The organism is Pseudomonas sp. PS01270 (assembly GCF_029959775.1).
Taxonomy (GTDB): Bacteria; Pseudomonadota; Gammaproteobacteria; order Pseudomonadales; family Pseudomonadaceae; genus Aquipseudomonas; species Aquipseudomonas atacamensis.
On the sequence record NZ_JASCPT010000003.1, the window covers coordinates 115,080 to 141,881 of the forward strand.

A 26,802-nucleotide genomic window follows, 5' to 3' on the forward strand; every position below is an offset into this window, starting at 1 on the left:
ATTAATAGCAATAGCTGGTCTTGATAGAAGCAGCGTTTTGCGCGTTTAAACGTTTCAAATTTCCGGCAGCGGTGTGGTTACCCTTGTCAGCGGCGAGGCGATAGCAGGCAAGCGCTCTGGACATGTCTTTAGTAACGAGCTGCCCTTCTTCAAACGAGTAACCCAAGTAATTCATCGCATCGACCGAACCCATTGAGGCGGCGCGAATAAGCTCCTTTTCGGCTTGTTCTGGATGTTGGCAACGTCCGTCAGGTACAGGGTTGTTCCCATAGCAATAGAAAGTCGAAAGCGAGGCTGCACCGTCGGCAAGCGTTGTTGCTGCAGCCTTGAAAAGCGCCTCGACTTTTTCCGTTTCCAACTGTGGTGCCATGCCGGAAAGACTCAGGCCCGCAGCACTCAAACTTGCTTGTGGGTCGCCAGAAGCAGCAGCACACACATAGTTTTCCAGCGCAGCCACAAACAGCTCGCCGGTCAGCCGATACTGCTCCAGCCCACCTAGCCCAGCGAAGGCTTGCGCCCGCTGATAACAAAAATTCTCGGCCGTATTCATGGTCGGGGTACTTACCACAACGAGGTTTTTCTCGCTAATCGACCAATCCTCAACACCTTCCAGAACCCAACACGCCTGGCGAGAAAAGCTAAAGATCTTGATGTTGCTGTTACCTGCACGCTTATCAACAACGTTGAAATGACTGTCGTCAACCGCTTCGACTTCGACACCTTCGGTCTTTTCTGTGGCTACGGGTGCCATCAGTGGAAATGCCAACGTCGAGCTCTTAACCCCCGTCGTTTGCGGATCAAAATTTCCGCTCTCCCCGGTAGGTTTCAAAACCAGCGACTTCACCGTCATCGCAGTCCACCGCTGCTGAGTTTCGGCATTCGCAGAAAACGCCGGCAGAAACTGGGAAAAGTCCTCGGACGGACATTCATCCGCATAAGCGCTGCCATGAAACAGGCTCAACAGCGACGCGGTGAAAACCGCTAACGCGATGCCATTGCTCTTCTTCAAAACACGATTCATGTCGATCACTCGGAAAACACAAAAAAAGCCTTCGGCTTAACCTTCTCAGGCACCGCATTCCCCAACGCCTGATCCATCAAACTCCCCGCCTTATCCTTATCCGCCGCCCCCGGCAGCACCGGCGGTTTAATCCCGATGCCAGTCCCCGACCCAGGCGAGCCACCGGCATTGATCTTCACCACCGGCCCAACCACCGTAACCCCACCGCCATCGAGCTTGATAAAGCTCCCACCCCCAAGAATGGTCAGCTCTGTCCCCGCCTCAATAACGATCTTGTCCCCAGCCTTGAGGTGAATCTCTTTCCCCACGCTGGTCAGTTGCGCAGTCCCCAGCTTCACATGCTGGTTCTGCCCAACCGTGAGGTGATCATCCAGCTTCGCTTCAATCTTGCGGTCGCTGATAGTGGTGCGGTGTTCTTCAGCCTTCAGCTCGGTGTAGGTGTTCTTCACCACCGTGTCGTGACGTTCATTACCGACCCGAATCTTCTGATCGTGCTCAACGTTTTCATCCCAGTCACGCTGCGCATGAATGTAGATCTGCTCCGCACCTTTCTTGTCTTCGATGCGCAGTTCGTTGTACCCATCGCCACCCGGCGAGCTAAGCGTTTTGAACACGCTGCGAGTCTTGTTCGCCGGCAAGGCGTACGGCACCGGGTTTTCCTTGTGGTACAGGCAGCCGGTCACCAGCGGTTGGTCGGGGTCGCCTTCGAGGAAGGTGACGAGGACTTCCATGCCGATGCGTGGAATGCTGATGGCGCCGTAGCGGTCGCCGGCCCAGGAGCTGGAGACGCGTAGCCAGCAGCTGGTTTTGTCGTCGGCGAGGCCTTCGCGGTCCCAGTGGAATTGCACTTTGATGCGGCCGTATTGATCGCAGTGGATTTCTTCGCCTTTGGGGCCGGTGACCATGGCGGTCTGGCTGCCGAGCACGCGGGGTTTCGGGTGTTCGAGGGCCGGGCGGTAGAACACGTCCCACGGGGTGGCGAGGAAGGTGTTGCGGTAGCCCTGGTGGAAGTCGTCTTTGTTGTCGGTGGTGTCGCTGGTCACGCCTTCTTCGAGGACTTGCGGTTGTTTGCCCTCGTGGAAGATTTCGGTGAGCAGCCAGAGGTCGTTCCACTCGCTGCGCGGGTGGTCGGACAGGGCCATGAAGTGGCCGCTGACCAGTTTGGTCTGGTCGCCGCGACCTTCGGCCTGACGGTAGTCGGCGCGGTGGCGTTCGAGGGCGCGCTGGCTGAGGAACTTGCCGCGCGCACGGTCGATGAAGCGGCCCGGGTAGTCGTAGTCTTCCAGATCCGGTTCGGTGCTGTCGCTGTCTGGTCTGCTCTCTGGTTTAAACGCAGCTTCCATTTGCAGGCGCGGTTTTTCGAAATCGTAATCACGGCGCGTGGTGCGGGTGGTGCGGGTTTCCAGGCGCAGCTTGAAGGCTTTGATCACCGGCTCGTCGGCAACCATGCCGCTGCCCTGTACGTACGCAGTCGGCTGGCCGAGGTCGGGGAACACGGTCTGGTCGTCACCGAACACCAGCAGGTGGGCCTTTTCGCTGTGCTGGAAGTGGTAGTGAATGCCCTCTTCTTCGCACAGTCGCTGGACGAAATGCAGGTCGGTTTCGTCGTACTGCACGCAGTAGTCGCGATCCGGGCACGGCTGGCTGAGCTGAAAGCTGTAGGCGTTGCTCTTGATACCGTGCTCTTCGAGGATCAGCGCGATGATTTTCGGCGCCGACATCTGCTGGTAGATGCGCTGGTTGGTGCGGTGATGCAGGTATTGCAGTTGCGGCACGATCGAAACTTTATAGCGGGTCAGGCGCTTGCCGGCATCGCCCTGGGCGACGCGGTAGATCTGCCCGTGAATGCCCGAGCCCTGCGGATCGAACGCGAGAAACGCCTGCTTGTGCAGCAGTTGCTCCAGATCCAGATCAGGGTTTTCGCTGACCAGTTCAAGGTCGAAGCGATACGCCTGGCTGATACCTTCGGTGCCGGTGAACGACAGCACTTGCAGGTCGCCGACGTAGTCTTCGACCTTGAGGCTGAAGTGGGTTTCGTTAGCTGAGTTGAACATCGTGTGCTCCCTGTTCGAATGTCATCCGTTACGCCCGAAGTCGCAGACGTTGCAGCCAGGACGAAGTGGCGCCCAAGGCGTCACGCAATTGTTGGGCAGTGATGGTGCGTTCTGCCGGGTTGAAGCTCAGCGCGGTTCGCAGCGCTTGCCAGCCGTGCTGGGGTAGATTCGCTGGGGCGCGCAGCTCGCGCTCCAGATGCTCATCGCGGGCCTGGGTCGAGGGCAAGCGGCGGAACGGGTGTTTGCCGCCCGCCAGTTCATAGATCACGCAGGCCACGCCGTACACGTCCGCGCTGGCCGACAACGGTTGGCCCTCAAGCAGTTCGGGGGCGGCGTAGCCCGGGGTCCAGGCGTTGAAGCGCTCGCGGCTCAGGTGCGGCAGGCCGGGCAAGGTGCCCTCTTCTGCCTGCCCCAGACCAAAGTCGAACAGGCGCAGGCCGTCTTCGCTGAGCATGACGTTGCTCGGTTTCAGATCACCGTGCAGCACGCCACGACGGTGGGCGTAGGCCAGCGTGTCGAGCAGCGGCAGGACGATGTCGCGCAGTTCATGCCACGGCAGGCCGAGGGGCCGCTCGCAGAGCAATTTGTCCAGGGTCAGGCCACGCATGTATTCCATGGTGATGAAGGCCCGCTGGCAGTCGGTGTCGACTTCAAAGGTGTGTGCACGCACGACGTTGTCGTGGCGCAGGCGTCGGGTCAGGGCGAACTCGCTGTAGAGCAAGGCACTGGCGTCCGGCGATTCGGCAAATTCTTCGCTGAGGATTTTCAGCGCAATGTAAGGGTCGGGATCGCCGAACTGCTCATGCAGCAGATCCCGCGCCCGGTAAACGACGCCCATGCCACCGGCCCCGAGCAGACGCTCGAGGTGGTAGCGACCGGCGAGTACATCCGGCAGCGCACCGATGCTGGCCTTGGTCGGCGCCAGCAACGGTTCGGCCTTGTTGCCCTTGGCGAAGGCGAAGTAGGTCAGGTTGCTGGCCTGTTCTTCGCTGATCAGCAGGTCATCGATGGGCGATTCGAGTTCACTCATTGGCGGATCACCACGGCAGTCAGGTTGTCCCGCGCGGCGCCACGCAGAGCGCCGTCGAACAAACGTTCCAGCGCCACGTGCGGCGCGCTGAGGCTGAGGGCGTTGCCGAGGGCATCGCTGCTCAGGCCCTGATACAAACCATCGCTGCAGAGCAAAAACACATCGCCCGGATAGACCTCGAGTTCAAGCACATCCAGGGTCAGTGTGTCGGCGGCGCCGACGGCTCGGGTGAGTGCCTGAGCCGCCGGATGCGCTGCTGCCTGTTCGATGCTCATTTGCTGCTCGTCGATCAGCTGCTGTTGCAGCGAATGGTCCTTGGACAGCTGATACAACCGCTGCCCGCGCCACATGTAGCAACGGCTGTCGCCGGCCCAAATGCAGGCCGCGCGATTGCCTTCCACCAGCAGCGCGACGACGGTGCTGCCCATGATGCTGTCGTGGCGTCCGGCGGTGACGGTCAACTCCTGCCCCAAGCGCCGGTTCAGCCAGTGCAGGCACTGGCGGATGGCTTTGAGGCGTTCGTCGAAGTCCTCGTGTTGCGGCAACTCAGCCAGGCTGGCGACGATCAACTGGCTGGCGATGTCACCACCCTGATGACCGCCCATGCCGTCCGCGACCACCCACAGCCCATGCTGCGGCGAGTCGAGGAAGGCATCTTCGTTGCGCGCCCGCACCTTGCCCGGGTCGGTACGCGCCGCGCTGCGCCAGGGACTGGCCACCAGCATCAGAGCTGCACCGGCATACGGAAGGTGCGCAGTACGCCCATGTCGAACGGGTTCGGCGTGCGCTGGCTGGTCAGCAGATAGTTGGCGCGCAGGCCGCCCACGTCCGCTTTCAGTACCAGCACGTCACGACCGTTCAGGTACTCGGTCTGCATCAGGTCGAACAGACGGAACAGCGACCATGGGCCGGAGTTTTTCTCGATACCGATCGGACGCCCGGCCATCTTGTCCATGACCAGACTGGTGCGACCGTCTTCAGCATCGGTCGGCCACTTGAAGGTCATTGGCAGGATCGGGCCGTGGCGGTATTCCATGGTCTTGTCGCCGAACTTGAATTCGGAACGGCTGACCGCCGGATCGAGGGTGTACGGCTCGAGCTTGAACTGCACGGTCGGCTCGGCCGGGTTGATCGAGAAGAAGCTCTGGCGAATGGTCTGCGCCGCCGCCATCTGATCGAGGTAGACCTTCGATACCGGCAGGCTGTGACCGTCGACGCTGCGCATGCGGTAGTTGCCCGGATCGCCGCTGACGAATGGACGCATGTAGCTGTCGAAGAAGCGATCGACAGTACCCTGAGCACGGAAGAACTCACGGAAGTCGCTGATCGCCACGTCGCTGGTGCTGCTGGCGCTGAACGGATAGCGCTTGCTGATGGTTTTGCCATACACGCTGTACAGCTCGTTCTGATAACGGCCGTTCAGGTATTGATAGGCATCGTTAAGCACCAGACGCCACGAGTCTTCGGCCAGCACGTTGAACCACACGCTCAGTGGACGTGGCAGACGACCGGAGGCATTGCGCAGGTTGGTCAGCGCATCACGCTGGCCGCTCATGCGCGTCTTGGCCATCTCGAACGCGGCTTGCTCCGGCGTGCTGGAACGGGCCAGACCGGCCAGTTGCAGTTGCAGGTCATTGAGCGCGCTGAACGCTGGCGTCAGGTCGGCGCCCGGGCCGTTGTTGTCATCGAGCAGACGATGCAGCGGTTCGAAGCGGCGTTGCAGGGATTTCTTCGCGGTGTCCGGCAGGTTCTTCGCCACATTCAGCGCCGAAGCCTTGTCGGCGGCAGCGGCGGCGAGTTTGCCGACCTTTCCCAGTTTGCCTTTCTGTCCGGCCAGCGCATCGGCAGCTTCGCCGGCTTCATCGACCGGATCAGCAGCGGCTTCGAAGCGGGTGTTTTCACGTACTTCGGTGAGCAATGCGAGGACCGGCGAGTTGGCCGACGTCAGGCCCGCCAGTTGCTCGGCGCCTTCGCCAGCGTCGCTGATTGGTGGCAGTGCGACCTGGCCAACGGCTTCGCTCCAGTAGTTGGCGTAGTCGCGGAAGTACAGCTGCTCCAGCTCGACCATCAGGCGACGCAAGTCCATGTCGCTGATGCCCGCGCCTTCGCCCAGCACCCAGTTGTCGCGCAGGATATCGGTGACCAGCGCGGCGCCCTGCACCGAGAAATACTGCTGATAACCCTGCTGGGTGTAGAAACCCGGGATCACGTATTCGGTGCCGATGAACAGCGAGCCTTGTGGGCCGAGGTGTTGGCTGAAGCGATAGTCCGGCAGGTTGCGCGCCTGCTCGCGGAGCATGCGGTAAACCACGTTGGCCAACGATTCGCTGCGCAGGACCTGACGCGCTTGCGTGACCAGTTGATCGTTCAGCGGGTAGATGAACGGCTGCTTGAGCAAGCGCTCGAGGTGCGTGTTCAGACCGTTCTGCACCGCGGTGTTGCCGGTGTAGCGCTGCGACCAGTCAGTGGCGACCCAGTCCTTGAGCCACGCCGCGTCGCGACGATCCTTCATGTTCAGCATCAGGTACGCGCGCAGGCTGTTGAGCAGGCGATCGCGGTCCTTCATGTTGGCGCGGATCTGCCCTTCGAGCATGGTTGCGACCCGTGGCAGCAACTGCGCTTCCAGCTCACGCTCGTAGGCGGTTTTCACCACCGGGTTGATCTCTTCGCCCTGATACAGGCCGCCACGCTCGTGGTACGAGACGTCGCCCTTGCTCGGGAACACCTGAGTCGCGGCGTAGCTGGTGTCGAGGACTTTCAGCACACCCATGGCGTCATCGCGCGGCGTCACGGCCGAGCGTTGCTGAGTCCAGTTCTGCGCCAGTGTGCGCAGGTTTTCCAGACGCTCGTAGTTGGCCGAGAAACCACCGGCCCAGAGCATGCCGAACAGTGCCAGTGCCGCCAGCGCCCCGACGTACAGCGCACGCTGGCCCCAATGAATGCGGCTGCGCTCGCGCTTGTCCAGACCGGCCAGATCGGCCTCGGGGAAAATCACCTGGCTGAGCAAGTGATGAATGAACCGCGAACGGCCGCTGCGCAGAGTCGGCAGCACGCCGGCGTTCATGCCCAGGCTGGCGCCGATGCCGGCGGTGGTCGAATCCATTTCCTGGGTCAGGTGCGGCGCGCTGGTCAGGTAGAAACCGCGCAGTTGCGTGGCACGCTGATAGCGGTTGCCGGTGAACGCCATGTCAACAAACAGGCACAGACGCTCGCCGATCTGCCCCAACTGATGCGGGAAGTCGAGGATGCGGCCACGGCGCTGAGTGTCGCGCTCGGAGTGCATGCGCATGATCACTTGGCTGTTGAGGCGGCGCAGCAGCTCTTCGAACTCGTTGCGCAGAACCGTGACGTCGGTGCCGACCTGATCCTTGCGGAAACTGGTGCCGAGCACCTGATCGCTTTCTTCGCGGGTCAGTTGATCGAAGAACTCGTCGAAGCCGAGCAGCTTGTCAGCCTTGCTCAGGACCAGATACACCGGCACATCGACGTGGAGTTTCTGATGCACGTCCTGCAAACGGCTGCGCACCTGGCGCGCGAGGGTCTCGATGTCCTGCTCGCTCCCGCCGGTGAGGGTTTCCACCGGAATGGTCACCAGCACGCCGTTCAACGGACGGCCGCGACGACGCTTGCGCAGCAGCTCCAGCAGGGTGGTCCAGGCGTTGCCGTCGACTTCCGCGTCCGGTTGAGTGGTGTAGCGCCCGGCGGTGTCGATCAGTACACCGTGATCGGCGAAATACCAGTCGCAATGACGGGTGCCAAGGGTGTCGCGGGTCAGCTTGCGGTCGATCTTGTTGATCGGGAATTCCAGACCGGAAAAGTCCAGCAGGCTGGTCTTACCCGAGGCCTGCGGACCGATCAGCAGGTACCACGGCAAGTCACTGCGCCAGCGCTCGCTGCGACCGCGATACAGGCTCGAGGTCTTCAGGGTTTTCAGCGCGTCCTTGAAACGCGCCTTCAACTCTTTCTGTTCTTCGTCGATCAGCTCTTCGCGGCGAATGCGGTCCTGGCCGTCCTCGCTTTCTTCCTCGGCTTTCTTGCGGATACCGCTGCGCCAGCTGACGAAGACCATGGTCAGGCCCCAGATCAGGAACAGCACGCTGATGGTCAGCAGGCGCGAGGTCGCGCTTTCCCAGAACTTGTAATCATCGACCGCCAACAACGGGCCGACGAACCACACCAGCAGCGCCACGAACAGCACCAGCAGCAGAGTCCAGACCCAGGTCTGGCGCAGGAAGGCGCCGACTTTCTTGAAAAACTTTTTCATCACACGTCCCTGTTTTACGGCTGCGCCTGCGGTTGCACCGCGGCTGGATCAAGCGGCTGATAAGGATGCAGAACGGTGTCGCGTTGTTCGCTCAGGACCCAGGCGAAGCCCGAATACATCACCACCAGGCAGACCAGAGTAAAGAGCACCACCATCCACGCCGGCACGATGCGCACCAGGTTGCGGCGCTGATCGTTGAGGCCTTCCCAGTGCGGCGACAACTCGCGCGGCACGTCGCCACGCAACTGACGGATCTGCCGGTACAAGGCGTCGCGGATGCCTTCAAGCTCAAGCATGCCGCGCGCCTGCACGCGGTACTTGCCCTCGAAACCGAGGGACAGGCACAGGTACATCAGTTCGAGCATCGGCAGGTGCTTGACCGGGTTTTTCGACAGCCGATCAAGCAGCTGGAAAAACTTCTCGCCGCCGAAGGTTTCGTTGTGGAAGCTGCTCAGCAGGCTCATCTGCGACCACTCGCTTTCGTTGCCCCACGGCGTGGTCACGACGGCTTCGTCGACCACGGTGCAGAGCACGTAACGCGCGGCCATTACCTGGCTGCTTTCCGCACCGTTGTGCAGGGCGCGCACTTCGAACAACTTCAGCCCGGCGGTCAGCCGCTCATTGAGCGCGTACAGATCTTCGCGGGTCTCGCTGTGCTTGAGACGCACCACTTCCGAGAGCAGATCGGACGAAGCGGCGACCAGCGAGTTGAGGCTGATGTTGAACGCCTCGGCCGGACGCAGGCGCGCGGCGTAGATCATGCGTTCTTCCAGTTGCTCGAAACGCGGCGGCGCGGCGAAGTCGGTCAGCGGACTCGATGCCGGTCCGTGGCCCTGACGGTCGAGCAGGACGGTTTTGTCGTCCTGGTTGTAATCCGTTTCCTTGATCATGTCGGTCAGTTCCTGATGGCCCAGAATTTCAGTTCAAGCTCGGCGAATTCGCCGGACACGTGGAACGCGAAACCGCCGGAGCGCTCGAGTTGTGCCAGGTCTTCGGAACTGAGTTCGAGGATGAAATAGGTTTTGTTCGAGTGGAACGCGATCTGCCGTGGGGCCACCGGCAACGGTTTGACCTTGATCCCCGGCAAGTGCAGGTTGACCAGTTGGCGGATGCGCTCCACCGGGCCGACCTTGAGGTGCTGCGGCAAACGCTGACGCAGTTCTTCGGAGTCGCAGTTGGCACTGGCTGCCAGCACGAACGAGGCCGAGCCGAGCAGTTTGTGATCGTGCAACGGCGAGACGATGATGCCGTACTGACGCGCCTGCAGGATCAGTTCGATGGCGTGCTGTTCGAGCACCATCGACAGCACCTGACGGATCGCTTCCATCAGTTTGCGGAAGCTTGCGCCCTGATCTGCGTGGGAATAGCGGCTGTCCAGACGCGGGCGTTTGCTCTCGCCGGAGAAGGTCGCCAGATCGCCGAGCATGGTCAGCAGCGTGCGATACAACTCTTCCGGGTGAACCTGCTCAAGACCCAGGTAATGGCGCAGCAGCAGTTCGGTACGGTTGATCAGTTGCAGCATCATGAAGTCGCCGACTTCAGCGCCGCCGACTTTGCCATTGGAGCGAATCCGCTCGGCAATCGTGTCGCCACGGTGGCTGAGCATGCTGATCACTTCTTTCAGGCACGACAGCAGGTAGCTGGAGGCGTGGGCCTGAATGTAGGTCGGGACGAAATCCGGGTCGAGGCTGATCACGCCGTCGGGCGTGGTGTCGAGCACGTCGCAGATTTTCAGCTTCACGTAGGCCTGATCGCTCTGCTGCTCGCCGAGCAACAGTTTGAAGTCCGGACGACCGCAGCTGACCTGGCTGGCAGAATCGTCGCCGGCGTTGGAGTCGGCGACTTCGGCGTCATACGCGGTGTAGCGCGCGAGCACGTCGGATTGCTCCGGGCGCCGGGCCTCGATGTGGTTGCCGGTGACCAGCGGCAGCGCCAGATAGATCGGCGTGTTGCCGGTGTTCGGCGGCACGTCCAGCGCCAGCGGCTCGGTGTTGCCACCGAGTTCGAACAGGCTGCCGTCCGGCAGAATCCCCGAGGCTTCACTGATCACCAGTTTGCCCATGTTGAGGAACTGCAAGTCGATTTCCAGATTGAGAAAACCCCAGGTGTAGCCACCGAGCAATTGCGTGCGGGTTTTCATCTGGTGATCGTAGTAACGATCGTTGTGCTGGAAGTGCTGCGGTCGCAGCAGCATGCCTTCCTGCCAAATGACTTTATGGGTGTTCATGATCAGTCATCCGCCTTGGCGAGCACTTGTTGGGTATTGCGGATACCGGCCTGATCGAGGGTCAGATCAGCCTCGGTGAGTTCCAGCGGAGTGATCTGCACGGTATGGCGCCACTGGGTATCCGGCAGGTCGCGATAGGCAGCAAGGATGCCCACGTAACGGCTGCCCTCCTCCACGCTGAGTTTCAGTTCCACGGTTTCACCCGGGCGCAGTTCGAGTTCTTCGCTGGCCACCAGGTCCGGGTTGAGGGATTCCTTGGCGCGCTCGTAGAGGCTGAAGAAATCAGCGTTCTCGAAGGTCACCGGGTGCTTGAGTTCGAACAGACGCACGACGATCGGCGACGGCCGACCATTGAGGTCCGGGTTGAGCTGATCGCTGCCGGTCAGTTTCAGATTGATCTTGGTCACTTTCGAGTACGGCGACAGCGACGAGCAACCGGCAAGCAGCACCAGCACGGTGAGCGCAGTCAGCGTCTTGAAAAAAGCGGTCGAGCGGCGAGACATGCGCATCATCCTTGGTGGTCGGTGTGGAGGGTGGAGAGCAGGCGGATCTGTTCTTCGTAAGCCTGGGCAAAGTCGCGGGCCAGCAGACGCTCGCTCCAGTCATCGTCCTGCCGCAGTGCCTGGTGGTAGCGGCCGAATGCTCTCCAGCGCCCGCCCGATGTTGCAATCAATGGCTTGCTGTCGCGCTCGAAACGCAGGGTCAGCTGCTCTGGCGAGAAGTGCTCCAGCGTGCCACGTACGGCGGCGCGACTGGCGGTCAGCAAAGCCACCTGGTGCGCCTGCAAATCACGGAATGCACGGGAGATCGCCTGCTCGGCCGGCAGGTGGCCGGGCTTGCTTGGCTGCAACAGAATTTGCAGTGCTTCGCTCGGATCGACGGCGAATTTCAGCGGGTTCTTGTTGGTGCCTTGCACGGTGGTCTGGGCCAAACGCAATTCGTTTTTCAGCTCGGAGCGGGTGCGCAGGCTTTGCTGCAAACCTCCGATGCTCTGGCGCAGCAGGCGCGCAGCGTTGAGCGCCAGCGCTTCGCGTTCGTCGTGGCTGAGGCCTTTGACGTCGACGCCCAGCGCCGCGCCGAAGTGCTCCCAGAAACCTTCGCTCTGACGCTCGACGGCTTTCGGCGCAGGCGCCGGCTCAGGTTCGACCGGGGCGGCAATCAGCTCCGGGACCATCAGGCTTTCCATGTCGATGCGCGCGTAGTCGGCACGTTGACGGGAGTCTTCCGGCTTGGCGGTAGGCGACAGCAGTTCGTCGATTTCCGAGTACACGCGCTCTTGCTGTTCGAGGGCGTTGAGCGGGTCGAGGTCGAGGAACGCGTCGTCCGGAATGATGCTGCCAGCGGCACGCGGGCGGCCGACTTCGCCGTCGAACGTGGCCGGGTCGCGAACCAGCCGCGCACGGATCTCGAAGTCGCCGAGAATGTAGGTGCTGCCGTGCTCGATACGCACCGGCTCGCCCTTGTGCAGGCGCGCGCCGCTGCTGCCGTCCTGGACACCGTTGCTGCTGGTATCGGTAAGGAAGAACGAGCCCTCGCGGTAGCTGACAATCGCGTGGTGATTGGACAGGTGCCGCTTGCGGTCAGGGATGATCCAGTCGCAGTCCTCGCCGCGCCCGATCACGCCGCCGGCCTGCTTGAAGGTCCGCTGGCACAGCTCGGTGGGCACGAACTGCTTGGTGTTCAGCATTTCGAAAACCAATTCCATGTTTGATGCTCCTTGCGGTCACTTGCCGCGATTGACCGCTTGCGGATCACCCAACGGGCGATAGTCGTTGTCGTTGAATTTGTAATTGCCGCTACAGCCGCCAAGGCCGCATAGAACGACGAGGGTCAGCAGGACAGCGTGCCAGTGACGAACAGACATCAGAGGGTCTCCAGGTGTAGACAAAGCACAAAGCGCCGACCCTCGCGGGCGGCGCTGAAATAAGTTTTTGAGGTGGGCGCGAAGCCTCTAGATCGGGGCCTTGAGCCATAGCTAGGAGGTACGGCGACCTCCCGTGGCGAGGGGACTTGTCCCCGTTGGGGTGCGCAGCGCCCCCATAACCTGCCAGCGCGATTTCTCAGTGAAACCGTATGTACCGGACTGCGACCGCTGCGCAGCCGGACGGGGATAAATCCCCTCGCCACAGGGTATGTGTTGGGTTCGAAGAAGTGCTGTAGGTCAACCATCAAAGTCACCCAAATTGATATTCAGGCGCCCGAGGCGGTACAGCAGCGTGCGCCGTGGCAGGCCCAGTTCGCGGGCGGCGAGGGTCTGGTTGCCGTCGTTCTTGCGCAGGCAATCGAGCAGCAAAGTGCGCTCGACCTGTTCCAGGCGTTCGCGCAGATTCAGGCCGCTGTTGTCCTCGGGCATCGCTTCCAGGCGCAGGGAAAAATGCTCGGCGAGCAACTCGCCACCCTCGCAGAGCAACACCGCGCGCTCGACCAGCGCCTTGAGTTCGCGAACGTTGCCGGGGAAGGTGTAGCCGCACAGATGCTCCAGCGCCGAGTCCGACCAGCGCACCGGATCACGCTGCAAAAACGTGCAGGTCTTCTCGGCGAAATGCCGGGCCAGATCGAGGATGTCGCCTTCGCGCTGACGCAGGGCCGGCAGCTCGATCGGGAATTGTGCGAGGCGGTAGTACAAGTCCTCGCGGAACTTGCCTTCGCTGACCAGCGCCGCCAGATCACGGTGCGTCGCGGCGATGATGCGCACGTCGATCTTGTGCGTGTCGTTGGAACCCAGCGGACGGATCTCGCCTTCCTGCAACACGCGCAGAATCTTCGCTTGCAGCGACAACGGCATGTCGCCGATTTCATCGAGCAGCAACGTGCCGCCATTGGCCGCGTCGAACAGCCCTGCGCGATCTCGATCGGCGCCGGTGAAGGCGCCTTTGCGGTAGCCGAACAGTTCGCTTTCCAGCAGGTTTTCCGGGAACGCCGCGCAGTTCTGCACGATGAACGCCTGGGAGCGACGCGGGCCACAATCGTGGATCGCCCGCGCCACCACCTCCTTGCCGGTGCCGGTCTCGCCACGCAACAGCACGGTGTACGGGCTGTGAAGAATCTTGCTGATCAGCGAATAGGTCTGGCGCATCGCCGCGCTTTTGCCGATCAGGCCGTAGCCGCTGATGCTCGGCACGCTGCGTGTGGTGGTGGCCGATTCGGCGGCTGGCTGACGCAGGCGTTGCAGCAGATGCAGTTGGCCGAGCACGAACGAGCCGAGCTGGCCGAGGGAATCGGCGAAACCCTGCAGGTCAGTACGCCGACGGCTGGCACACAGCAGCAAACCCTCGACCGACTTGTGCTGATTGACCAGCGGCACGCACAACAGCGACTGCCACGGCGTGCTCGCCGCCGGCAGAAAACTGGTTTCGTGCAGGCTGCCGGTCAGGTCGTCGAGGCACACCACGCGGTTCTGGCACAGGGCGAATTGCAGCAGTTGCTCACCGTTGTAATCCGCCGGCAGGCTCGCCGCCTGACGCGGTTGCAGCGCGCCGTCGAGGCACTCGGCGTTCATCCCCAGGCAGGTGTGGGTGGCGTCGAGCAGATACAGCTGCGTCAGTTCACAGCCACTCAGCTCGGCCAGGCCACGGACGAATTCACTCAGCAGCGCAGCACTGTCCGCCGCCCGCGACAGACTGGCGAACTGCGCCAGCAACGCTTCGGCATAGACCAGTGGCTGCGGCACTTGAGTGAACATCACGCCCACCTCAGGCGAACTCGCAGGTCACGCTGGAGTTGCCGTCGAGCGTGGCATGCACACGCTTGAGGCTTTCGCCGGTCGCCATCGCATCAAGCAGACGATCGGCCACCAGCGGCAGCACGTGTTGATCGAGCAGATGATCGATCAGGCGCGCGCCGCTTTCGCTTTGCGTGCAACGCTCGGACAGGTGATCGACGAGGTTCTGGCACCAGCTGAACTCCAGCTGACGACGGTTCAGGCGCTCGCCGAGACGGCCGAGTTTGATCTCGATCAGCTCGCGCAGCACCGGCCCGCCCACCGGGTAGTACGGCACCACTTTCATCCGCGCCAGCAGCGCCGGTTTGAAGTGTTTGCTGAGTACCGGGCGAATGGTTTCTTCGAGCACTTCGGCGGTCGGCCGCGCGCCGTCTTCGCAGAGTTCGCTGATCTTGTCGCTGCCAAGGTTCGAGGTCATCAGGATCAACGTGTTGCGGAAGTCGATCTCGCGACCTTCGCCGTCGTTGGCCACGCCTTTGTCGAAGATTTGGTAGAACAGGTTGAGTACATCCGGGTCAGCCTTCTCGACTTCATCGAGCAACACCACCGAATACGGCTTCTGACGCACGGCTTCGGTGAGCATGCCGCCCTCGCCGTAACCGACGTAGCCCGGTGGCGCACCAATCAGACGCGAGACGGTGTGCTTTTCCTGGAACTCGGACATGTTGATGGTGGTGATGAAGCGGTCGCCGCCGTACAGCAGGTCAGCCAGGGCCAGCGCGGTTTCGGTCTTGCCGACGCCGCTCGGGCCGACCAGCAGGAACACACCGACCGGTGCATCAGGCTTGTTCAGACCGGCAGCGGTCGCGCGCATCGAACGATCCAGCGCGTGCACGGCTTGCTCCTGACCACGGATGCGTGTGCGCAGATCGGTGGCGAAACTGGCGACCTTGGCGTTGTGCTCGCGGGCCAATTGCGCCAACGGCACACCGGTCCAGGCGCTGATCACTTCGGCGACCAGACGCGGGCACACTTCGAAGCTGACCAGGCGTTCTTTGACTTGCGCAGCGGTCAACGCGGCGTGGGTTTCATGCAATTGGGCTTCCAGCGCTTCGACGCTTTGGCCTTCTTCGACTTCGGCGACCACAGTTTCAATCACGGTGCCTTCGGCGTCTTCTTCAACGCTGAGGGTCGGCTCGACGGCTGCGGCTTCACGGGCCTTGGCCAGTTGCTGACGCAGTTCCAGCAGACGCTCGGCGAGCTCTTTCTGCTCAGTCCACAGGGATTCCAGCGCGAGCATTTCGCTTTCGGCTTCGTCCAGCCGCGCTTCCAGTGCTTCCAGCGCTTCGTGGTCGATCAGCAGACCGGCCTCGGCATCGCGGCGCAGGGCCTGACGCTGACGGCCGCCTTCAGCCAGTTCGCCACGCAGGCGCTCCAGACTTTCCGGGGCCGCAGCGAGGCTGATGCGCACGCGGGCGCACGCGGTGTCGAGGACGTCGACGGCCTTGTCCGGCAGTTGCCGACCGGCCAGGTAACGCGCGGACAATTCAGCAGCGGACACCACCGCGTCATCGCGCAGATAGATGCCGTGGCTCTTCTCGTAGACCTGAGCCAGACCACGCAGAATGGTCACCGCTTCGCTGACAGTCGGTTCGTGCAGTTGTACGGGCTGGAAGCGACGGGCCAGCGCCGGGTCTTTCTCGAAGTATTTCTTGTACTCGGCCCAGGTGGTCGCGGCGATGGTGCGCAGTTCGCCACGGGCCAAGGCCGGCTTCAACAGGTTGGCCGCATCGGAACCCCCGGCATTGCCGCCGGCGCCAATCAACGTGTGGGCTTCGTCGATGAACAGGATGATCGGTTTCGGCGAGGCTTTGACTTCGTCGATCACGCCTTTCAAACGACGCTCGAATTCACCTTTGACGCTGGCGCCGGCCTGCAACAGGCCCATGTCCAGCGACAGCAATTCAACGCCTTTGAGCACTTGTGGCACTTCACCGGCAGCGATGCGCGAGGCCAGACCTTCGACGATCGCGGTCTTGCCGACACCGGCCTCACCGACGACGATCGGGTTGTTCTTGCGCCGACGAGCGAGGATGTCGACCATCTGGCGGATCGCGCCGTCACGGCACAACACCGGGTCGAGTTTGCCGTCGCGGGCCTGTTGGGTCAGGTTGTGGGTGAAGCGCTGCAACAGCGACTCGCCTTGCGCCGCCGGTTTGCCATTGGCCGCCGGCTGCTCCTGTTGCGACAGGGCAAATTCCTTCAAACGATCGATGTTCAACTTGGCGAGCAGCGGTTGATAGCGGCTGCCGGCATAACGCATCGGGTTGCGCAGCAACGCCAGGATCAGCGCGGCGTCTTCGACCTGGGTCTGGCCCAGTTCGAGGTTGGCCACCAGCAGCGCGTCTTGCAGCCATTGCACCAGTTCCGGAGCGAATACCGGGTTGCGCGAAGCGCTGTGTTCGACCCGCGATTGCAATGCAGCGGTCAGTTCACCGGCGTCGACGTCAGCATCTTGCAGCGCGCGCGACAGCAAGCCGTTCGGGCGCTCAAGCAAGCCCAGCAGCAAGTCTTCGACGAGAATCTTGCTGCCGCCACGGGCGACGCAACGCTCGGCCGAACGTTCCAGATCACGACGGGTTTCGGCGTCCAGCGCCTGGATGAGTTGTTGCAGGTCTACGTTGATCATGGCTCACGTCCTTAATGAATTTTGCTGCCCAGGGTCACCACGCCGTCCGCTTTTTCGCGGCCCAGCCAACTGGTCCAACCGAGGCGACAGGCGTTCTGCTCACCGATGCGCAGTTCGCGGATTTCTTCCTGGCGCAGGACCAGGCGAATGTCGTAATCGAGCGGGTCACGCAAGGTGAACCGCACCAGCGCGCAGAGCGGCTGGTAGCCGAAACCGATCGGCAGGAATTCATGGAATCGCTGCCAGTCGAGTTCGGTGATGTGAATGCGGAATTTGCCGCTGCGATCGCGCACGTGCTCGCCCAGCACCAGGTCTTCGCCGAGTACGCTGTTGGCGCGGCCCAAACGATTGCGCTGCTCGTCGAGGATTTCCACGCGGCGCTCGATGCACTGCTCGATGACCAGGTCTTCGTGCTTGAAGTAGTAACGCAGCACGGCTTCGATCAGCGCCGCCGAGTGCGCCCGCAGACTGAGCAGGCCGAGGTACGGCAACAGGCGTTTCCAGTTGAGTTCCTTGGCCTTGCGGATCTCGTCGCCGCCCAGGCCGATCAGCGCAAAAAGTTGCGCCGAGAACGGATCGATCGCGCCGCTCTGGAAGCTCGCGCGGTAGCGATACTTGCGCCAGATCGGCAGCATCAGTCGTTGCAGGCGATGGTGGAACAGGTCGAGGAAATTGCGCGTCGGGTTGCCGTCCTCGCTGTCGCCCAAGGCTTGTTCGCCATAGAACGCCGGCAGCGGCGAACCGGAGCCGACCAGGCCGATCAGGTTGAAGCGCATGCGCGCGCGCATCTTGCCGTGCTCTTCGAAAAACTCGACGCGATCGACGTCGCTGCGCGGAAAGCCCAGGCTCGGGTTGGCCTGGAACTCGACCTGGTCGTACAGATCGTCTTCGCTCAGATGCGGGTGTGCCTCGCGCAGCCGGTCGATCACCAGCAGCACGGCCTGAAACAGCGAGTACTCGCGTATTACCTTGGTCAGCCCGCTTAAAGCAGGGGCTGCAGGCCCATACGTGGTGTCCATTGGTACACCTCTCCCTGTGTGCTTTTTACCCGCAGCTCATGGAATGAATTGAGACTGGCGTAAAGCGCGAAAAACTCGTTGAGAACCGAAGCGAAGACGAACAGGTCGCCTTCGCCGATATAGCCTTCCGGGTCGATGGTCAGTTCGGTGCGCAGACCGCGCACCGGCAGACCGCGATGCAGGCGGTCGACGTGATGATGCTTGATGTGCTTGAGGCCGCCGAGCAGGCGCTTGCTGACCTTCTCCGCGTGCTGGTCGTAGTAGCGCGGCAGGTCGTAGGTTTCCAGAATCACCTTCAACGCATTGACGTCGGCCAGCGACAGATAGTTAAGCGACATGTTGCTGATCAGCTTCCACAGGAAGTCACGGTTCAGCGGCGGCGCGAAACTCGGAGTGGCCGGGGTGATGTTGCGGAAACTGAGGAATTCCGGAGTCTGCTCGCTGGCCATGCAGATGTCGCCGAGCTTGAGCTTTTTCGGCAGGTTCTGGTTGGTGCACATCAGCTCGATCGACAGGGTTTCGTGGGCTTCGGTGTGGCGGATGCCGAAGCTCAGGTAAGTGTCGAGGCCGTCATGCAGCAAGGACGAACGCTGGCGGATGCTGTAATGCGGACGGCTGTTGGGCACATCGAAACTCGGGTCGTGCTCGAAGGACTCGAACGGCACGTACTCCTGATAACCGAGGCCGCCGGGTTTCCAGCCGGTCACGGTTTCCACCGAGAACACACCGCAGTTTTCCAGGTCGTATTCCGCCGGCAGCAGGAGGTACTCGTCCTGCTTGCCATCGAGACGAATCGGCAGCGCGTCGTGCTCGAACAGATTGACGATCGGCGTGCAGAACAGCTTCACGTTATCGAGCGTCGGGCGCATGCGCATGATGCCGCTCTTGCGGACGTCGAAGCGCAGTTCGAGGCCGCGCATCTGCTTGAGGGTGTCTTCCGGCAGCGCCTTGAGAATGTCCAGACCGTTGACGTCGACGAACAGGAACTTGTCCTGGAAGGCGAAATATTCCTGCAGGTAGCGATAGCCACGGAAGGTGTTCAGCGGATACGGAATCAACGCTTCTTCTTCGGCAAAGCCCACCGGTTTCACCCGGTCGCCGGGAATCTTGAACGCCATCGGCTTGCCGCTGACGCCATCAATCGGCTTGCCGGCGCCGTCGAGCGGGATCAGTTCGATGCCGTCGAGGTTGCGCAGCAGGCTCAGGTAGAGCATCTGGCTGATGTAGCGCTCACCGGCAAAGTGCAGGCGCAACTTGCTCAGCTCCAGTTCGCCGAGGTGGCCGTCAGCGCTCATTTCCAGACGCAGGCTGAGCAGCGAGCCATCGCCCTTCACCGAGTAATTCAGCGCAGCCAGATCCAGCGGCAAGACTTCGGTCGGGTAACAGGTGCGGAAACGGCAGCGCACGTCTTCGATCGGCTTGCTCTCGATCGGCGTATCGCGCTCAACCAACAGCGCCGGCCCGGAACGCTTGAGCGGATCAAACTGCAGAATGCTGAACGCCGGCAGCGGGCGCATGTAGTTCGGCCACAGCAGCTGCATCAGCGAATGGCTGAGCTCCGGCAGTTCGTCATCGAGCTTCTGGCGCAGGCGCCCGGTGAGGAATGCAAAGCCTTCGAGCAACCGCTCCACATCCGGATCCCGCCCGGCCTGCCCCAGATACGGCGCCAGCGCCGGACTACGCTCGGCGAAACGGCGACCGAGCTGACGCAGTGCGGTGAGTTCGCTTTGGTAGTAGTGGTTAAAGGACACGGGGTACCTGCCTGGTAGTGGAACTCATCAAAAAAATATCCCGCCCGGATTCGCAGTCCCGATTGTCCTGTGCATGATGCGCGGTATCCGACCTGAACTTAAGATCAGGCGTGCAGGCTAGATTTGCGTAATGGCCCATACGGATCTCAGTTCTCAAGATATACATACGGCGTATTACTGATAAAAATATTCAACCAATGGGTTTCCCATTGAGGCAATGCTATCTCGAAAGTTTTCTTATCCTTATTAAAATATATCCATACAATACCGACAGTTGATGCATTCTCTGATGCCCTCATGTCCAACGACTGAGTGTCATACAGCGGTGTACGATAAACTTCTTGCGGATTTTGCCTGTCAATAACTCTCAAATAGGCCATTCCACCGAGGGTAAGAATCTTTCCAACCCGCACGTTTTCCATAACATATCGGCCGGAAGGGCTAATTACCGTTGAGCTAGCCGGGTAATTTCGCATGGCAGACACAACAAAAAACAATGAAACAGAAAAAAACACAAATAATACAGCCACCCAGAAAGCCGCCTTCCTGTACTTATGAAATATTAAATACTTCAGGCCAGCCATTATCTTTCACCCTCACCCAATGACTCGACAACGTACGGTGTATTGCTCACAAAATAATTCATCGCATGATCCATCCAACGGCGATCATGAAAAACAAATATCTTCTCAGCCGTGAGAAAATCTATATTAGGAACACTTACCCTTCCCTCGCCTTCATTTACTTGCAGGAGCAAGAGTCGGGTTGGATACAGAGGACTACGGTAAATATACTTAGGCGCATCTTGATCTGTAACTCGCAGATAAGAAAAATCTTCGCCGAAAAATAAAGACGGAAAATCTACACGCTCAACAATATACTGCCTTGAATCACTTAACTCGATAACAGCTGGACGCCGCACAGAAAGATTATCGATAAATGAATAAAACGATAGTACCCCGAACATCAGGGTCGCTGACAAAACCAGACCTGCGATTCTGAGAGGCATCTACTCAACTACCTTGATTAAGACAGGCGGAGTTACGTCCTCATACAAAATGTCAGAATACACGGTAAAATCTCCGCCTTTTCCATACGTCGCCCGGTACTCGGCAAAATCACTGTTTTGGATCAAGTGGTAGCGTTTACCGTCTATATCCCTAAATAGAGCTTGTACGTCCTCCCCACGCATTGCAGCGGTTCTGGCCATTTCTGCTTTACCCATTGCCGCAAGGAAATTCGACCCATTGCTTGTTACTGGATCAGCTACACCGTCATAATTCCAATAACCCAGAGGCTGACTGAAACGGTTGCCCACGTCGCTGAAATCGTAACTATCATCAACGTAATACCCCAGACGATTAACCAGAAAGCTGATTTTTCCTGAGGCAATAATAATTTCACCTTCGGCAATGACCCTCATATTGAAATTTGCAAGGGCACCCCTAAGTTCATCCAACAGAAAAACATTAGCATTTGAGGTCTGAATCGAAACTGTATTGGTATACCCAAATTTCTCAGCGTCCCGTGCACTTCCAAATTTTTGCTGATAGGCACCGTCGACTTTACCTGCGAACTTCGCCGGAAAATCATTACGCATTCGAATCAGCGCGTTCGGACTATTCCATTTCAGCTTTAGTTCTTTAAATACCTTGTTGGCGCGTTCAAACTTTAGCACCCAAGCCATTTTTACGATCGAGCTTTCTATATAGGGATCGAGTGGCTCTTTTTTATGATCCTTGGTGAGTTCATCCATCCCGCCATCTTCGGTGGCCCATGGATTGCCTTTAAACCAATAGCGCATCAATCCAGCAGCAACAGGCCAGTTTATTTTGTCCATTGCCCCAGGGATGTCTGAGACTGAAAATCGACGTGCAGTTGCCGTCTGCCCAGTCTTGTTACTCGCCGGCGACAGCGTCGCAGTTACTGTTGTATTTGCCATTTCAACATCCCGGTCATTGTTACTCGTCCACCCTGCCACAGACAGCGGAGAGCCATTCTGTACATTCTCAAGCGATCGCCACCTTAGTTTGCTGTTCAATGATCAGCTCAACAGGCTCGGCGATCTCCGAATGAATCATCTTTGTCTTGCCATCGGCGCCCGTAACACCGTTCACGGTTTTTCCGGATGCCGTTTTCAATGTGTACTCGATTCCGGACAACGGTTTTCCGGTGTCCTGACAATTGATGACGAAGTGCTCATTGAACGGCCAACTGAGCTCCACCGGCAACGGCGGAACAAACGGCGCTGGCGAATGCGAATTGCCAATAATCACCGTCCCGGACCCAGCCGTAACCTTGTTGCCATGGGTCCCCACCGAATCAACCGTGGCGGCCGGTTTGCCGTTGATCAAAACGGTAGTCGCAAGATCGCCGACCAACGCACCACCACACGCCGAGGCATCGCCTTGGCGGGCGGCCGCGAGGCCGTCGAAGAACACGTCGCCGGAACCGGCGGCGATCGGGTTGGTGCCGTGGCCGGGGAGCGGGCAAGCGGTGGGGTCGGATACGCGTGCTGCGGGTTTGCCAGACATCGGGGATCTCCTTAGGTGACCTTGACTTGACCGCTGCCATCCAGGCGCGCGGAGAAACTGACCTGACGCTTGAAACCCTCGACTTCCAGCAGGCCTTCGATACTGAAGGCCAGGCGCAGTTGATCGTGGTCACGCGGCAGGGAAATGACACGCACGTTGCTCAGGCGCGGCTCGTAGGCTTCGATGAAGTTTTCGATAGCCAGGCGGGCCTGACTCAGCGAGTCGTGCAGGCTCAGGCGCATGTCATTGAGATCGGGCAACCCGTAGTCGGCCAGCGTTTGCACGCTGCCGGCCCGGGTGCTGAGCATTTTGGCCAGATGGGCAGCCACTGACGCCATGGCGCAAGCTTCAAGGCTGTTGCCCTTGCGTAGTTGTGCGTCGCCGTTGAGGCGTTCGAACAGGCTGCCGTATCCGTCCATGAGTCGCTCTTACTCTTTGTCCAGCTTGCCAACCAGCGACAGGGTGAAATCGGCACCCATGTACTTGAAGTGCGGACGCACGTTCAAGCTCACGCGGTACCAGCCCGGCTCGCCTTCTACGTCGCTGACGATCACTTGCGCAGCGCGCAGCGGACGACGGCCACGCACTTCGGCGCTCGGGTTTTCCTGGTCGGCCACGTACTGACGGATCCACTTGTTCAGTTCCAGCTCGAGGTCGGTACGCTCTTTCCACGAACCGAGTTGCTCGCGCTGCAGCACTTTCAAGTAGTGAGCCAGACGGTTGACGATCATCATGTACGGCAGTTGGGTGCCGAGCTTGTAGTTCAGCTCTGCCGCCTTGCCTTCTGCGCTGATGCCGAAGAACTTCGGCTTCTGTACCGAGCTTGCGGAGAAAAACGCCGCGTTGTCGGAGCCTTTGCGCATGGTCAGGGAGATGAAGCCTTCCTCGGCCAGTTCGTATTCACGACGGTCGGAAACCAATACTTCGGTAGGGATCTTGGTTTCGATTTCGCCCATGCTTTCGAAATGGTGCAGAGGCAGGTCTTCAACCGCGCCACCGCTCTGCGGGCCGATGATGTTCGGGCACCAGCGGAATTTGGCGAAGCTGTCGGTCAGCTTGGTGCCGAAGGCGTAAGCGGTGTTGCCCCACAGGTAATGCTCATGGCTGTTGGCAACGGTTTCCTTGTACACGAACGATTTCACCGGGTTTTCTTCCGGATCGTACGGGTTGCGCAGCAGGAAACGTGGCACGGTCAGGCCAACGTAGCGCGAGTCTTCCGAAGTACGGAAGCTCTGCCATTTGGCGAATTGCGGGCCTTCGAAGTGGTCTTTCAGATCTTTCAGATCCGGCAGGCCGGTGAAGCTTTCCAGACCGAAGAATTTCGGCCCGGCGGCAGCGATGAACGGCGCGTGGGACATGCAAGAAACGCTGGCCACGTACTGCATCAGCTTGACGTCTGGCGAGCTTGGCGACATGTAGTAGTTGGCGATGATCGCGCCCACCGGCTGACCACCGAACTGGCCGTATTCAGCGGTGTAGATGTGCTTGTACAGGCCCGACTGCATGACTTCCGGCGAATCTTCGAAATCGTCCAGCAGGTCTTCTTTGGAGACGTTGAGGATTTCGATCTTGATGTTTTCGCGGAAGTTGGTGCGGTCGACCAGCAACTGCAGACCACGCCACGACGATTCCAGCGCCTGGAAATCCGGGTGGTGCAGGATCTCGTCCATCTGACGGCTGAGCTTGGCATCGATCTCGGCGATCATGCGGTCAACCATGGCTTTCTTGACCGGCTCACCGTTGTTCTGCGGCTTGAGCAGCTCTTCGATGAACGCCGACACGCCACGCTTGGCGATGTCGTAGGCTTCGTCGTCCGGGGTCAGACGGGTTTCGGCGATGATGCTGTCGAGAATGCTGTATTCGCCGCTGGCGGCGCTCTTCTCTTGTGCTGCGCTAGTGCTCATTGTGTTGGCTTCCTTGGCTACTGGAGTCTCAGGCGTCCGGGGCTGCGGCGTTCAGGCCCAGCTCACCGAGTACGCGACCGCGGGATTCGTCGTCGGCGAGCACGCCTTCGATCGCTTTACGGAACGCAGGTGCGTTACCCAGCGGGCCTTTGAGGGCCACCAGCGCATCGCGCAGTTCCATCAGTTTTTTCAGCTCAGGCACTTGCTCGACCAGGCTGGCCGGGTTGAAGTCCTTCATCGAATTGACGCGCAATTGCACGGCCAGCTCTTCAGCCTCGCCATCTTCCTGCAGACGGTTCGGCACGCTCAGCGTCAGACCCAGCTCTTGCTTGGCCAACACTTCGTCGAAGGTCATCTTGTCGATGCTGATCGGCTTGCGATCTTCGATTTTGCGATCGTCCTTGCGGTGGGTGTAGTCACCGATTGCCAGCAGCTTCAGCGGCAGTTCAATCTCTTCCTGAGCTCCGCCGGTGGCGGGTTTGAAGGTGACGTTGATGCGTTCCTTGGGGGCTACCGAGCCTTCTTTGGCCATGGCTTTTCTCCTTGCGGTTGTGGCCCTGGGGCCTATTCGAGTACCACTTCGAGGTCGAGGTGGCACAGCCTGCGATAAATCTCTTCCTTGCTTTCACGTACGGCGTGGTTCTGCGGCAACAACTCGCAGCAACTGTGCAGCAGGTGCAGCACTTGCAATGCAAGATCGGGCTCCCAGGCGTGCAGGCCTGAGTCCTGTAATGTCTGATCGAGGGTTTCGAGCTGGTTCTTGGCCAGTTCGTATTTCTTGGCCAGGAAACACAGCCGCGCGAGGGTGAACTGCCAGAAGAAGCGTTCACGGCCACCGTGGGCCGATTGCAGACCCTGCTTGAGAATCTGCACGGCCGGCTTCAAACCTTCCTTGCGCAGAATCGGCTGGACTTCCTCGAGGGCTTTTTCCCAGGCCGGCTGGGTTTCGACGTTCTCGCTTTCGACCTTGCGCGGCGCGCTGGCGCTTTGCAGATGCGGCATGACGTTGGCGGCGATCCACGCCCGAGTGGACGGATCGGCAAACGGCGCGCCGTCATGGAAGCGCAACTCGATGATGCCCGGCAGGCGCTGAATCAAAAGCGCGAAGTGGATTTCCACTTCGCGCATGGCCAGCTCGGCGTTGAGGTTCTGGAGACATTCCCAGACCATCCTCTGGCCATCGAACCAGAACGGCGCCTTCGCCAGGCTCGCCTCCAGTTCCACCAGCAGGTCGGCGTATTTGCCCTGATCGAAACGGTCCTGATAGAGCTTGAGTTTTTCCAGCGGCAGGCCGCGCAGCACGGTGATCTGCTCGGCGTTGCGCTCGGGCACCGCGTCGATGGTCATCCACAGCAGCGTGCGATTGAGGCGCAGGGCACGCAGGTCAGTAGCCTTCTGCTTGAGCCACCAGGCACACAACGGCCGGGCGCTTTCCTGCTGGGCACGCAGGGCTTTGTGCGCATCGCGTTCGTTGTCGATCGGCGCGCCGGGGGTGAGCAGCTGGGTCGCGGCCTGCTTGACCTGCGCCACCGCCGCGCCCACCACGCCGGGGGCCGGCTGGTTGTCGGCGGCACGCTGGATCATGGTTTTCAGGCGGCGGGAGATCGGCAATAACAGCGGCGCGTCATCGCCCAGATGTTCAGTGCACGCGGCCTCAAGGCCGGCCAGGTGCTCGGAGAGCTGCCGGAACATCGGCAACTGCTCTTTGATCGCAATGTTTTCGGTGATGACCTGCTCGAGACGCGGCACCAGCCAGCCGATCGCGGCGGCACGGGTGCGGGGTTTGAGCGGGTGAACGTCGGCCCAGTTGTTTTCCGACAGATGGTGCAGCAGACCGAGGCCGGCGAGCAGCCCGGGGAAGGATTCGCGCTGGTACAGCGACCAGGTCAGCCAGGCGCCGACCCGCAGATCCTTGGATTGGGTACGCAGCAGATTTTCGCTGTTTTCGCGGATTTTCAGCCAGTCGATCTGCCCGCTTTCGTGCATCGACGAAGCCTTGGCCAGCTCACTTTCCAGCGCCTCGAACTCGCTCGAAAAACGAACGTCTTCGCCCGCGAAATTCTCTTTGGAAACAGAGACTTTTGCGAGTTCGAGGTAATGGGCGGAAAGTTTGCTTGAGTAGGACATCCATGGCCTTTATTAAGGATTACAGTCATGCGCGCGAATGGAGTTTCAGCAACGCGGGACAGTATCGAAGAGCAGTTCAGCGACTCATCCAATTGAGATGTGCTCTTTCAAGTGGGCGCATCGTAATCACTATGATGGCCACTAGCAAGCATCTGATTAAACAACAAGACGAACTGTTCATTGAGGTCTGTAGGAGATCGCCCTATATGTCGCAGGGGTTTCCCTGATGCCGTTTATTGATCAGCGCATTTTCCCGGCTCCCGCCAAACCATTGTCCCAGAGCCTCGGCCGCAGCCGGGCGAGTTTACCTGACGCCCGCACCCTCGAGCGGCGTGCAGCATGCCAAATTCAAAAAAAAATAGAAGTAGGACACTTCCGAAAATGATCGGGTTCCATCGAGAAGTTGCAGCGACAACGATCAATGCAAAAAGTGCCACTATAATGATGGCATTTCATTATTCTGAAACTTTACTTCCCCGGCAAATACTGGCACTTCGATAGTTATCGAAGCCGCGTCCTAC

The 26,802-nt window shown here is 60.1% G+C and carries 22 protein-coding genes; all 22 read right to left on the reverse strand.

Annotated elements, in window-relative coordinates:
• Nucleotide 1: 1 nt before the first annotated feature.
• A complete protein-coding gene (locus QMX86_RS02150) occupies nt 2-1,021 on the reverse strand; it encodes a tetratricopeptide repeat protein (protein WP_282383030.1) in 1,020 nt (339 codons plus the stop codon).
• Between the two features lie 5 nt (nt 1,022-1,026).
• Nucleotides 1,027-3,075, reverse strand: a complete 2,049-nt coding sequence (locus QMX86_RS02155) for a type VI secretion system tip protein VgrG (protein WP_282383033.1) — start codon at nt 3,073-3,075, stop codon at nt 1,027-1,029.
• A 28-nt stretch (nt 3,076-3,103) separates the two neighbouring features.
• Nucleotides 3,104-4,105, reverse strand: coding sequence for a serine/threonine-protein kinase (locus QMX86_RS02160; protein ID WP_282383036.1), 1,002 nt, complete (start codon nt 4,103-4,105; stop codon nt 3,104-3,106).
• Nucleotides 4,102-4,830, reverse strand: coding sequence for a PP2C family serine/threonine-protein phosphatase (locus QMX86_RS02165; RefSeq protein ID WP_282383039.1), 729 nt, complete (start codon nt 4,828-4,830; stop codon nt 4,102-4,104). Before QMX86_RS02165 ends, QMX86_RS02160 begins: the two co-directional genes overlap by 4 nt.
• Nucleotides 4,830-8,369 carry a type VI secretion system membrane subunit TssM gene (gene tssM, locus QMX86_RS02170; protein ID WP_282383042.1) on the reverse strand — a complete coding sequence of 1,180 codons (3,540 nt, stop codon included), beginning with the start codon at nt 8,367-8,369 and terminating at the stop codon, nt 4,830-4,832. Before tssM ends, QMX86_RS02165 begins: the two co-directional genes overlap by 1 nt.
• A gap of 14 nt (nt 8,370-8,383) precedes the next feature.
• Entirely contained in the window at nt 8,384-9,259 is an 876-nt protein-coding gene (gene icmH / locus QMX86_RS02175) for a type IVB secretion system protein IcmH/DotU (protein WP_016772511.1), read from the reverse strand.
• Between the two features lie 5 nt (nt 9,260-9,264).
• Nucleotides 9,265-10,596 (reverse strand): type VI secretion system baseplate subunit TssK, encoded by a 1,332-nt coding sequence (gene tssK / locus QMX86_RS02180; RefSeq protein WP_016772510.1) that lies wholly within the window; start codon nt 10,594-10,596, stop codon nt 9,265-9,267.
• Nucleotides 10,597-10,598: 2 nt separating this feature from the next.
• On the reverse strand, nt 10,599-11,099 hold the full coding sequence (tssJ, locus tag QMX86_RS02185) for a type VI secretion system lipoprotein TssJ (RefSeq protein WP_016772509.1): 501 nt from the start codon (nt 11,097-11,099) through the stop codon (nt 10,599-10,601).
• Between the two features lie 5 nt (nt 11,100-11,104).
• On the reverse strand, nt 11,105-12,301 hold the full coding sequence (tagH, locus tag QMX86_RS02190) for a type VI secretion system-associated FHA domain protein TagH (protein WP_282383047.1): 1,197 nt from the start codon (nt 12,299-12,301) through the stop codon (nt 11,105-11,107).
• A gap of 18 nt (nt 12,302-12,319) precedes the next feature.
• A complete protein-coding gene (locus tag QMX86_RS02195) occupies nt 12,320-12,460 on the reverse strand; it encodes a hypothetical protein (RefSeq protein ID WP_003229566.1) in 141 nt (46 codons plus the stop codon).
• A gap of 297 nt (nt 12,461-12,757) precedes the next feature.
• Nucleotides 12,758-14,278, reverse strand: a complete 1,521-nt coding sequence (locus tag QMX86_RS02200; RefSeq protein ID WP_282383050.1) for a sigma 54-interacting transcriptional regulator — start codon at nt 14,276-14,278, stop codon at nt 12,758-12,760.
• Between the two features lie 10 nt (nt 14,279-14,288).
• Complete coding sequence (gene tssH / locus QMX86_RS02205; RefSeq protein WP_130928407.1) at nt 14,289-16,946, reverse strand: type VI secretion system ATPase TssH; 2,658 nt, start codon at nt 16,944-16,946, stop codon at nt 14,289-14,291.
• Nucleotides 16,947-16,957: 11 nt separating this feature from the next.
• Nucleotides 16,958-17,965, reverse strand: coding sequence for a type VI secretion system baseplate subunit TssG (tssG, locus tag QMX86_RS02210; protein WP_056790879.1), 1,008 nt, complete (start codon nt 17,963-17,965; stop codon nt 16,958-16,960).
• The gene (gene tssF, locus QMX86_RS02215) at nt 17,929-19,716 is read right to left on the reverse strand and encodes a type VI secretion system baseplate subunit TssF (protein ID WP_282383056.1); all 1,788 of its coding nucleotides are present in this window, start codon (nt 19,714-19,716) and stop codon (nt 17,929-17,931) included. Before tssF ends, tssG begins: the two co-directional genes overlap by 37 nt.
• Nucleotides 19,717-19,862: 146 nt before the next feature.
• Nucleotides 19,863-20,300 carry a hypothetical protein gene (locus QMX86_RS02220; protein ID WP_071172089.1) on the reverse strand — a complete coding sequence of 146 codons (438 nt, stop codon included), beginning with the start codon at nt 20,298-20,300 and terminating at the stop codon, nt 19,863-19,865.
• On the reverse strand, nt 20,300-20,725 hold the full coding sequence (locus tag QMX86_RS02225) for a hypothetical protein (protein ID WP_282383059.1): 426 nt from the start codon (nt 20,723-20,725) through the stop codon (nt 20,300-20,302). The genes QMX86_RS02220 and QMX86_RS02225 overlap by 1 nt, the downstream gene beginning before the upstream one ends.
• Complete coding sequence (locus QMX86_RS02230; RefSeq protein WP_282383062.1) at nt 20,726-21,658, reverse strand: DUF6402 family protein; 933 nt, start codon at nt 21,656-21,658, stop codon at nt 20,726-20,728. It lies immediately after the preceding gene.
• A gap of 67 nt (nt 21,659-21,725) precedes the next feature.
• A complete protein-coding gene (locus QMX86_RS02235; protein ID WP_071172086.1) occupies nt 21,726-22,250 on the reverse strand; it encodes a PAAR domain-containing protein in 525 nt (174 codons plus the stop codon).
• 11 nt (nt 22,251-22,261) lie between these two features.
• Nucleotides 22,262-22,669, reverse strand: coding sequence for a type VI secretion system baseplate subunit TssE (tssE, locus tag QMX86_RS02240; RefSeq protein ID WP_007920274.1), 408 nt, complete (start codon nt 22,667-22,669; stop codon nt 22,262-22,264).
• A 9-nt stretch (nt 22,670-22,678) separates the two neighbouring features.
• Entirely contained in the window at nt 22,679-24,154 is a 1,476-nt protein-coding gene (tssC, locus tag QMX86_RS02245) for a type VI secretion system contractile sheath large subunit (protein WP_016772499.1), read from the reverse strand.
• Nucleotides 24,155-24,182: 28 nt separating this feature from the next.
• Nucleotides 24,183-24,686 (reverse strand): type VI secretion system contractile sheath small subunit, encoded by a 504-nt coding sequence (gene tssB / locus QMX86_RS02250; RefSeq protein ID WP_016772498.1) that lies wholly within the window; start codon nt 24,684-24,686, stop codon nt 24,183-24,185.
• A 32-nt stretch (nt 24,687-24,718) separates the two neighbouring features.
• The gene (gene tssA, locus QMX86_RS02255; RefSeq protein ID WP_024014827.1) at nt 24,719-26,281 is read right to left on the reverse strand and encodes a type VI secretion system protein TssA; all 1,563 of its coding nucleotides are present in this window, start codon (nt 26,279-26,281) and stop codon (nt 24,719-24,721) included.
• Nucleotides 26,282-26,802: the final 521 nt, after the last annotated feature.